This window comes from Streptomyces sp. NPDC059696 (genome assembly GCF_042733745.1).
Classification (GTDB): domain Bacteria; phylum Actinomycetota; class Actinomycetes; order Streptomycetales; family Streptomycetaceae; genus Streptomyces.
In genome coordinates, this window is the sequence record NZ_JBHWFG010000043.1 from 39692 (window position 1) to 47799 (window position 8108).

An 8108-nucleotide genomic window follows, 5' to 3' on the forward strand; every position below is an offset into this window, starting at 1 on the left:
ACCGTGTGAGAGCGCTCTCAAGGGAGATCCATGACTGGCAGACAAGGCCCGGCGCTCAGCCGGCGTTCGCTGATCGGTGCCGGACTCGGTGCCGGCGCCGTTTCGCTCATCGCCGCCGGTCCGGGGCAGGCCTTCGCGCCCGCCGGCTCCCCGGGCACACGCCGGGCGCCGGCCCCGGCCCGGGGGTACGCCTTCCTCGCCGCGGCCATGGACGCCTACCCCGACCACGGTGACATCCGCCTGGCGCAGAGCTACACGGACCAGGCCGGCCTGTTCAGCACCGCGTTCACCTACGACAACGCCCTCGCGCTCCTGGCCCACCTCGCGGCCCGGCCCCCGGCCGGGCTGATCCGGGCCGAGGCGCTGGGCGACGCTCTGCTCCACGCCCAGAACCATGACCCGGACCACGACGACGGCAGGCTCCGGCAGGCCTACAACGTCGGTCCCTACACCTTCTACGACGGCTCGCCGCAACCCGAGGGCTTCGTACGGGCGGACGGCACGGTCAACGTCGGTACCCAGTTCGGCTTCACCGGTACGGCCGTGGGCGACATGGCCTGGGCGGGCATCGCGCTCGGCGCCCTGGCCCACCGCACCGGGACCCGGCGCTACCTCGACGGCGCCGTGCGGATCGGTGAGTGGATCGAGCGGACCGGCCGGACCGACGAGCCCCTCGGCGGCTACACGTTCGGGGTGGACGGGGCGAACCAGAAGCTGCCGTTCACCTCGACCGAGCACAACACCGACCTCGTCTGCCTGTTCGGCCGGCTCGCCCGGCTGACCGGCGACCGCCTGTGGCTGGAGCGGCGCGGCCGGGCCGAGGCGTTCGTGCGCCGGATGTGGGAGCCGTCCGGAGGCTTCTTCTACACCGGCACGAACGACGGTGTGACGGTCAACAAGTCCCCGGTCCCGGAGGACACGCAGACCTGGACGCACCTCGCGCTCGCTTCCCGCCGCCACTCCCGTTCGCTGGACTGGGCCCTGGCGGAGCTGGCCGTCCAGGACCACTCCGGACGCACCAACAGCACCGTGCCCGTGGGGCAGTCGTACGAGGGGGTCACCTTCAGCTCGGCGAGTCTTTTCGCCCACGAGGACGCGCCGATCGCCGAGGGCCAGCCGAAGCCCGACCGCAACGGCGTGTGGTTCGAGGGGACGGCGCACCTCGCGCTCGCCCTGCGTGATCGCGGGGCGCGGGGCGACGAGGCGCACGCCCGGCGTCTGCTCACCTCGATCGAACGGGCGCAGGATCTGCTGGGCGAGGGACAGACCGTGGGGGGCGGGCCCCTGCCCGGGCGCAGCGGGGTGGTGTCCGCCAGCAGTCCGCTGGACACGGGCTTCGGCTTCGGTTACTACCCGTACCGTCACACCGGGGCGACGGCCTGGTACCTGATGGCCGCGGCCCGGTTCAATCCGCTCCGGGTGTGACGGGCCGGCCCGGTCCGCTGCCGGGTGCCGCGGCCCGGGCCGGCCGCCCCTCAGGCGAGGCGGTGGACCACCTGGGTGGTGAGTTCGTAGCGGGCGCCGACGATCGCCAGCTTGCCGGTGCCGATCCTGGCGGCGAATTCGGGTTCCTCGGCCAGCCGTGAGCGTACGAGCCGGACGTGGGAGTTCACGGTCGCGTCGATGCGCGCGTCCCCCTCCTGGCTGTGGTCGATGGCCGGGCGTATCCGGTCGACGAGGTACTGCATGTGGGCGGGTAGGCGTTCCCCGGACTGCTCCGCCTGCACGGCCGCGCGCACCGCGCCGCACGACTGGTGGCCGAGGACGACGACCAGCGGTATCCCGAGCTCCAGGACGCCGAAGGCGACACTGCCGAGCACGGCCTCGTCCAGGACCTCGCCTGCGGTACGGACGGTCATCAGATCGCCGAGGCCCTGGTCGAAGACCAGCTCCGGGGGGACACGTGAGTCGATGCAGCCGAGCACGACCGCGAAGGGGTGCTGGGCGGTGGCCAGTGTCCGCCGTACGGCCGGGTTCTCGTGCGGATGGCGTTCGCGGAAGGTCTGCCAGCGGCGGTTGCCCGCGGCCAGCTCGCGCAGGGCCTGATCCGGGGTGGCGGGTCGCGGGTCCGCGGTGCCCGAGCCGTTGGCGGGGGCGGCGGTGGCGGTGTGCGCGGCGCCGAGGCCCGCGCCCAGGGCAGCGGCCCCGGTGAGCGCGGTGCGCAGCAGGGCGCGGCGGACGGTGCCGTCGGCTGAGGGCCGTGAACCGGTGGAGGCGTGGGGTTCAGGGCCGGTGCCTCTGAGGGAGGTGGCATGTGAGTTCACGGCCAGAACGTATGCCCGAAGGTGCGCTCGGCCGCGGTTCTTGCCGATTCATGGTGAGCGTTGGGTAAGTGATGTTCTTACCTTGAACGCCTTTTGACGCTCTCTCAGACAACCAGCGAGGACGCCCGGGCCTGCCGGCCCGGGCGTCCTGTCGTGCGGGGGTGATCAGACCAGGTCGAACCGGTCCAGGTTCATGACCTTGACCCACGCCGCGACGAAGTCGTTGACGAACTTCTCCTTCGCGTCGTCGCTCGCGTAGACCTCGGCGAGGGCGCGCAGCTCGGAGTTCGAGCCGAACACCAGGTCGGCGCGGGAACCGGCCCACTTGACCTCGCCCGTGGCGGCGTCGCGGCCCTCGAACGTGGTCTGGTCCTCGGACGTCGACTTCCAGGTGGTGCCCAGGTCGAGCAGGTTGACGAAGAAGTCGTTGGTCAGCGAGCCGGGCGTCTTGGTGAACGCGCCGAGCTGGGACTGCTGGTAGTTGGCGCCCAGCACGCGCAGACCGCCGACCAGGACGGTCATCTCGGGGGCGCTGAGCGTGAGCAGGTTCGCGCGGTCCAGCAGCAGGAACTCGGCCGGCAGGCGGTTGCCCTTGCCGTGGTAGTTGCGGAATCCGTCGGCGGTCGGCTCCAGCGCCTCGAAGGACTCGGCGTCGGTGTGCTCCTCCGTCGCGTCCACCCGGCCGGCGGTGAAGGGGACCTCCACCTGGAACCCGGCTTCCTTGGCGGCCTTCTCGACGGCGGCGGTGCCACCGAGGACGATCAGGTCGGCCAGGGAGACCTTCTTGGCGCCGGCACCGGCGTTGAACTCCTGCTGGATGCCCTCCAGGACCCGCAGGACCTGCGCCAGCTCGTCGGGCTCGTTGACCTCCCAGCCGCGCTGCGGCTCCAGGCGGATGCGGGCGCCGTTGGCGCCGCCGCGCTTGTCGCTGCCGCGGAAGGTGGACGCCGAGGCCCACGCGGTGGACACCAGCTGCGAGACCGACAGACCGGACTCGAGGAGCTTGGTCTTGAGGGTGGCGATGTCGCCGTCGTCGATGGACTCGCCCTCGGCCTCGGGCAGCGGGTCCTGCCACAGCAGGGTCTCCTCCGGGACCTCGGGGCCGAGGTAGAGGGACTTCGGGCCCATGTCACGGTGGGTCAGCTTGAACCAGGCGCGGGCGAAGGCGTCCGCGAACTCCGCGGGGTTCTCGTAGAACCGGCGGGAGATGGGCTCGTAGATCGGGTCGAAGCGCAGCGCCAGGTCCGTGGTGAGCATCTTCGGACGGTGCTTCTTCGAGGAGTCGTGCGCGTCCGGGACGATCTCCGGGGCGTCCTTGGCCACCCACTGGTTGGCGCCGGCCGGGCTCTGCTCGAGCTCGTACTCGAACTCGAAGAGGTTCTTGAAGAAGCCGTTGCTCCACTGGGTCGGCGTGGTGGTCCAGGTGACCTCCAGGCCGGAGGTGATGGCGTCGCCGCCCTTGCCGGTGCCGTAGGTGCTGCGCCAGCCCAGGCCCTGCTCCTCCATGGAGGCGGCCTCGGGGTCGGCGCCGACGTTGTCGGCCGGGCCGGCACCGTGGGTCTTGCCGAAGGTGTGGCCGCCGGCGATCAGCGCGACGGTCTCCTCGTCGTTCATCGCCATGCGGCGGAACGTCTCGCGGATGTCGCGGGCCGCGGCGATCGGGTCCGGGTTGCCGTTGGGGCCCTCGGGGTTGACGTAGATGAGGCCCATCTGGACGGCGCCGAGCGGGTTCTCCAGCTCACGGTCGCCGGTGTAGCGCTTGTCGTCGAGCCAGGTGGTCTCGGGGCCCCAGTAGACGTCCTCCTCGGCCTCCCAGACGTCGGCGCGGCCGCCGGCGAAGCCGAAGGTCTCGAAGCCCATCTGCTCCAGGGCCACGTTGCCGGTGAGGATCAGGAGGTCGGCCCAGGAGATGGACTGGCCGTACTTCTTCTTCACGGGCCACAGCAGACGGCGGGCCTTGTCGAGGTTGCCGTTGTCCGGCCAGCTGTTGAGCGGCGCGAAGCGCTGCTGGCCGGCACCGGCGCCGCCGCGGCCGTCGCTGATGCGGTAGGTGCCGGCGCTGTGCCAGGCCATACGGATCATCAGCGGGCCGTAGTTGCCGAAGTCGGCGGGCCACCAGTCCTGCGAGTCGGTCAGTACCTCGGCGATGTCCCGCTTGACGGCGTCGAGGTCGAGGTTCTTGAACGCCTCGGCGTAGTCGAAGTCCTTGCCGAGGGGGTTGGCCACGTCGGGGTTCTTGGCGAGGATCTTCAGGTTGAGCCGCTCGGGCCACCACTGGCGGTTGCCACCGCCCTGGGTCGGGTGCAGGGCACGGCCGTGCGCCACGGGGCAGCCGCCTCCCGCCTCCTCCGACTTCGAGTCGGTGACGATCGCGTCGTGGTTCTCAGTCATGGAAATCCTTCCGGACGGGGTGGATCACAGTGCTCGGGTGGATCACGGTGCTCGGGTGGATCACGTGCTCAGGAACTGCGAGCGGTGGAGCAGGCGGGGCACAGGCCCCAGTAGATGACCTCGGCCTCGTCGACGTCGAAGCCGCGGTCGTCGGACGCGGTCAGGCAGGGGGCGTGGCCGACCGCGCAGTCGACGTCGGCGACGGCTCCGCACGAGCGGCACACGAGGTGGTGGTGGTTGTCGCCGACCCGCCCCTCGTAGAGGGCCGGGCTGCCGGGTGGGTCGAGGCGACGTATGAGTCCGGCCGCGGTGAGGGCGTGCAGTCCCTCGTAGACGGCCTGGACGGAGATGTGGCCCACGCGGCCGCGCACCTCGGAGGCGATGGCCTCGGCACCGAGGTGGTCACCGTCCCGCACGGCTTCGAGCAGCGCGACGCGGGCGGCCGTCACCCTCAGGCCGGCACCTCGCAGCTCCTCGGCGGTGGTCGGGTTCCCGGTTGCGGTCATGGAGCCAACCTAGCCACACAAACACGATTCGTTCAAGAAAACGAACGGTTCAATTTTGGTGTCGGGAGCGTGAGGCCTCTGTGGGGCGGGCTACTTGGGGGATGTGAGTTCAGTCACACTCGCATGATGGCGCCACGAGAGACGCTCGGCGTCGTGCACCGCCGCGCGGACCGGTGGTTCACACGTCCGATGAGGTGAGGCGCTCGAGCCGGGCGGCGGCCGTCGCGGCCTTGCGCGCGGCTTCCCGGGCGTGGCGTTCGGCGGTGCGGGTCCGCTCCCGGGCGGTTCGTTCGGCGAAGCGGGCCTGCTGGTGTTCGCTCCTGGCGCGCTCCAGTTCCCCGGTGAGGTCCTCCACGCGCCGCTGAAGGGCGTCGACCTGCTGTTTCGCCTCCGCCGCGGCCCGGCCCGCCGCCTCCGCCTCACCCTGGGACTCCCGCAGCTCACGGTCGGCGGCCTCGGCGTCCTCGCGGGCCTGCCGCAGTCGGCGCCGCTGCTGTTCGCTCGCCTTCTTGCCCGGAGGGGCGGGTGCGGGTGCGGGCGCCGGTGCGGGTCGCTGCGGCCGGGCGCCTTCGGCGACGGCGGGGAAGCCGGCGGCCGCGCTCAGGGGCTTGGTCAGGCGGCCTTCGGCCCAGGTCCGAGCGGCCTCGGGGTCGGCCAGGACGGCGTGCAGGGTGTTCTCGACCTCACGCTGGACGCTCTCACCGATCGGGTGACCGGCCTCCCTCGCGAGCCCGCGCGCCTGCAGGGACAGGGCCCGGACGAGTGCGTGCCGGCGGCGGCTCAGTTCGCGCAGCTGTGGGCCGTCCAGGTTCTGGTGGGCCTGGCGCAGCCCCTCCCCCAGACTCAGCAGGGGCTCGACCTCTCCGGGGCTGCTGCGGACCAGGAGGTTGCTGACCCAGGCGGCGAGACTGGGCTTGCGCAACGCGCGAATCCGCTCGGCGAGTTCCCTGTCACCGGCGGTGCGGGCGGCGGCCATGGCGGAGGCACGGGCGGCGGTGAATTCCTCCGGGCGCAGGGCGTACAGCTCGTCGGCCACGGAGTCGAAGTCCATAGGCACCCCGTTTCGCACGGAAGATCCGGTTTCGATCGTCTCAGGCACCGCCCTTCGAGGCACGCGGGGACGCCGCCGACCGCACCGGAGGCACCCCGCTCATGATCCGGAAAATCGACGGTTTAACATATGAGCGCCGCCTAGCTCGAAAGATGGATTCGTGACTGTCAACGACGACTCGTTCACCAACTGGAAGATCCGCGAGGAGATCGCGGAGTCGATGATCCCGATCATCGGGAAGCTGCACCGGGAGCGGGACGTGACGGTCCTGCTGCACAGCCGCTCCCTGGTGAACAAGTCGGTGGTCAGCATCCTGAAGACCCACCGGTTCGCCCGGCAGATCGCCGGAGTGGAGCTGTCGGTCACCGACACCCTGCCGTTCCTCCAGACCCTCACCACGCTCGACCTCGGCCCCTCCCAGATCGACATCGGCCTGCTCGCCGAGGCTTACCAGGCCGACGACCGGGGCCTGTCGATCGCGGAGTTCACCGCCGAGGCCGTCGCCGGTGCCACGGGCGCCGACAAGATCGAGCGCCGTGAGGGCAGGGACGTCGTCCTCTACGGCTTCGGCCGCATCGGCCGGCTCGTGGCCCGGCTGCTGATCGAGAAGGCCGGCTCGGGCAACGGTCTGCGGCTGCGGGCCATCGTGGTGCGCGGCGGTGGCGAGCAGGACATCGTCAAGCGCGCCTCGCTGCTGCGCCGCGACTCGATCCACGGCCAGTTCCAGGGCACCATCACCGTCGACGAGGCGAACAGCACGATCGTCGCCAACGGCAACGCGATCAAGGTGATCTACGCCAACGACCCGTCCGAGGTCGACTACACGGCGTACGGCATCAAGGACGCCATCCTCATCGACAACACCGGCAAGTGGCGCGACCGCGAGGGCCTGTCCCAGCACCTGCGCCCCGGGATCGACAAGGTCGTGCTGACCGCGCCCGGCAAGGGCGACGTGCCCAACATCGTGCACGGCGTCAACCACGACACGATCAAGCCGGACGAGCAGATCCTGTCCTGCGCGTCCTGCACCACGAACGCGATCGTGCCGCCGCTGAAGGCGATGGACGACGAGTTCGGGGTCCAGCGCGGTCACGTCGAGACGGTGCACTCGTTCACCAACGACCAGAACCTGCTGGACAACTACCACAAGGCCGACCGTCGTGGCCGGTCCGCGCCGCTGAACATGGTCATCACCGAGACCGGTGCCGCCTCCGCCGTCGCCAAGGCGCTGCCCGACCTCAAGGCGCCGATCACCGGCAGCTCGATCCGGGTCCCCGTCCCGGACGTGTCGATCGCGATCCTCAGCCTGCGGCTCGGCCGGGAGACCACCCGCGAGGAGGTCCTCGACCACCTGCGCGACGTCTCCCTGACCTCGCCGCTCAAGCGCCAGATCGACTTCACCACGGCCCCGGACGCGGTCTCCAGCGACTTCATCGGCTCGCGCCACGCCTCGATCGTCGACGCCGGCGCCACCAAGGTCGACGGCGACAACGCGATCCTCTACCTGTGGTACGACAACGAGTTCGGCTACTCGTGCCAGGTCATCCGCGTCGTGCAGCACGTCTCCGGTGTGGAGTACCCGACGTACCCGGCCCCGGCGGTCTGACCCCGGAAGACGAGAGCGCGGGGCGTGCGGGCCCCGCGCTTTCGTATGTCACCGGCGGGTCAACTCGACCCGGCTGCCGGACGTGATCCCGGCCGTGCAGAACGTATGAGCGGCCTGCCTGGCGAACTCGGCCGGGCACACCACTGGTCGACTGCGTTTTTCTGGGCGATCACCGTGGCGCGAGCCGGAACTCGCGGCACGCGGGGCCGATCCGCTGGGGTCGGCTCACCGCCGTGGTCGTGTGCCGCGTCCCCCCACCGGGCAGCGCCCCCCCCACCCGACCACCATGT

The 8108-nt window shown here is 70.9% G+C and carries 6 protein-coding genes; 2 read left to right on the plus strand and 4 right to left on the minus strand.

All coding sequences use genetic code 11. The features are described from left to right. Positions 1 to 30: 30 nt before the first annotated feature. A complete protein-coding gene (locus ACFV20_RS32630) occupies positions 31 to 1425 on the plus strand; it encodes a Tat pathway signal sequence domain protein (RefSeq protein ID WP_385663480.1) in 1395 nt (464 codons plus the stop codon). 50 nt (positions 1426 to 1475) lie between these two features. On the opposite strand, the gene ACFV20_RS32635 is transcribed toward ACFV20_RS32630, so the two are convergent. From ACFV20_RS32635 to ACFV20_RS32650, 4 genes are all read right to left on the minus strand, one after another. Further along, positions 1476 to 2264, minus strand: a complete 789-nt coding sequence (locus ACFV20_RS32635) for a carbonic anhydrase (protein ID WP_385663483.1) — start codon at positions 2262 to 2264, stop codon at positions 1476 to 1478. A gap of 165 nt (positions 2265 to 2429) precedes the next feature. Then, positions 2430 to 4655 carry a catalase/peroxidase HPI gene (katG, locus tag ACFV20_RS32640; protein WP_385663485.1) on the minus strand — a complete coding sequence of 742 codons (2226 nt, stop codon included), beginning with the start codon at positions 4653 to 4655 and terminating at the stop codon, positions 2430 to 2432. 68 nt (positions 4656 to 4723) lie between these two features. Beyond that, positions 4724 to 5161: a Fur family transcriptional regulator gene (locus ACFV20_RS32645; protein WP_385663488.1), complete on the minus strand. Its 438-nt coding sequence runs from the start codon at positions 5159 to 5161 to the stop codon at positions 4724 to 4726. Positions 5162 to 5339: 178 nt separating this feature from the next. After that, a complete protein-coding gene (locus tag ACFV20_RS32650; RefSeq protein ID WP_385663491.1) occupies positions 5340 to 6212 on the minus strand; it encodes a hypothetical protein in 873 nt (290 codons plus the stop codon). A gap of 160 nt (positions 6213 to 6372) precedes the next feature. Between ACFV20_RS32650 and ACFV20_RS32655 the strand changes: the two genes are divergently transcribed. Next, positions 6373 to 7818, plus strand: a complete 1446-nt coding sequence (locus tag ACFV20_RS32655) for a glyceraldehyde-3-phosphate dehydrogenase (protein ID WP_385663493.1) — start codon at positions 6373 to 6375, stop codon at positions 7816 to 7818. Positions 7819 to 8108 lie beyond the last annotated feature (290 nt).

Coding starts and splice junctions, on each gene's coding strand:
- ACFV20_RS32630 (WP_385663480.1), top strand. CDS start 31: ATGACTGGCAGACAAGGCCCGGCGCTCAGCCGGCGTTCGCTGATCGGT.
- katG (WP_385663485.1), bottom strand. CDS start 4,655: ATGACTGAGAACCACGACGCGATCGTCACCGACTCGAAGTCGGAGGAG.
- ACFV20_RS32645 (WP_385663488.1), bottom strand. CDS start 5,161: ATGACCGCAACCGGGAACCCGACCACCGCCGAGGAGCTGCGAGGTGCC.
- ACFV20_RS32650 (WP_385663491.1), bottom strand. CDS start 6,212: ATGGACTTCGACTCCGTGGCCGACGAGCTGTACGCCCTGCGCCCGGAG.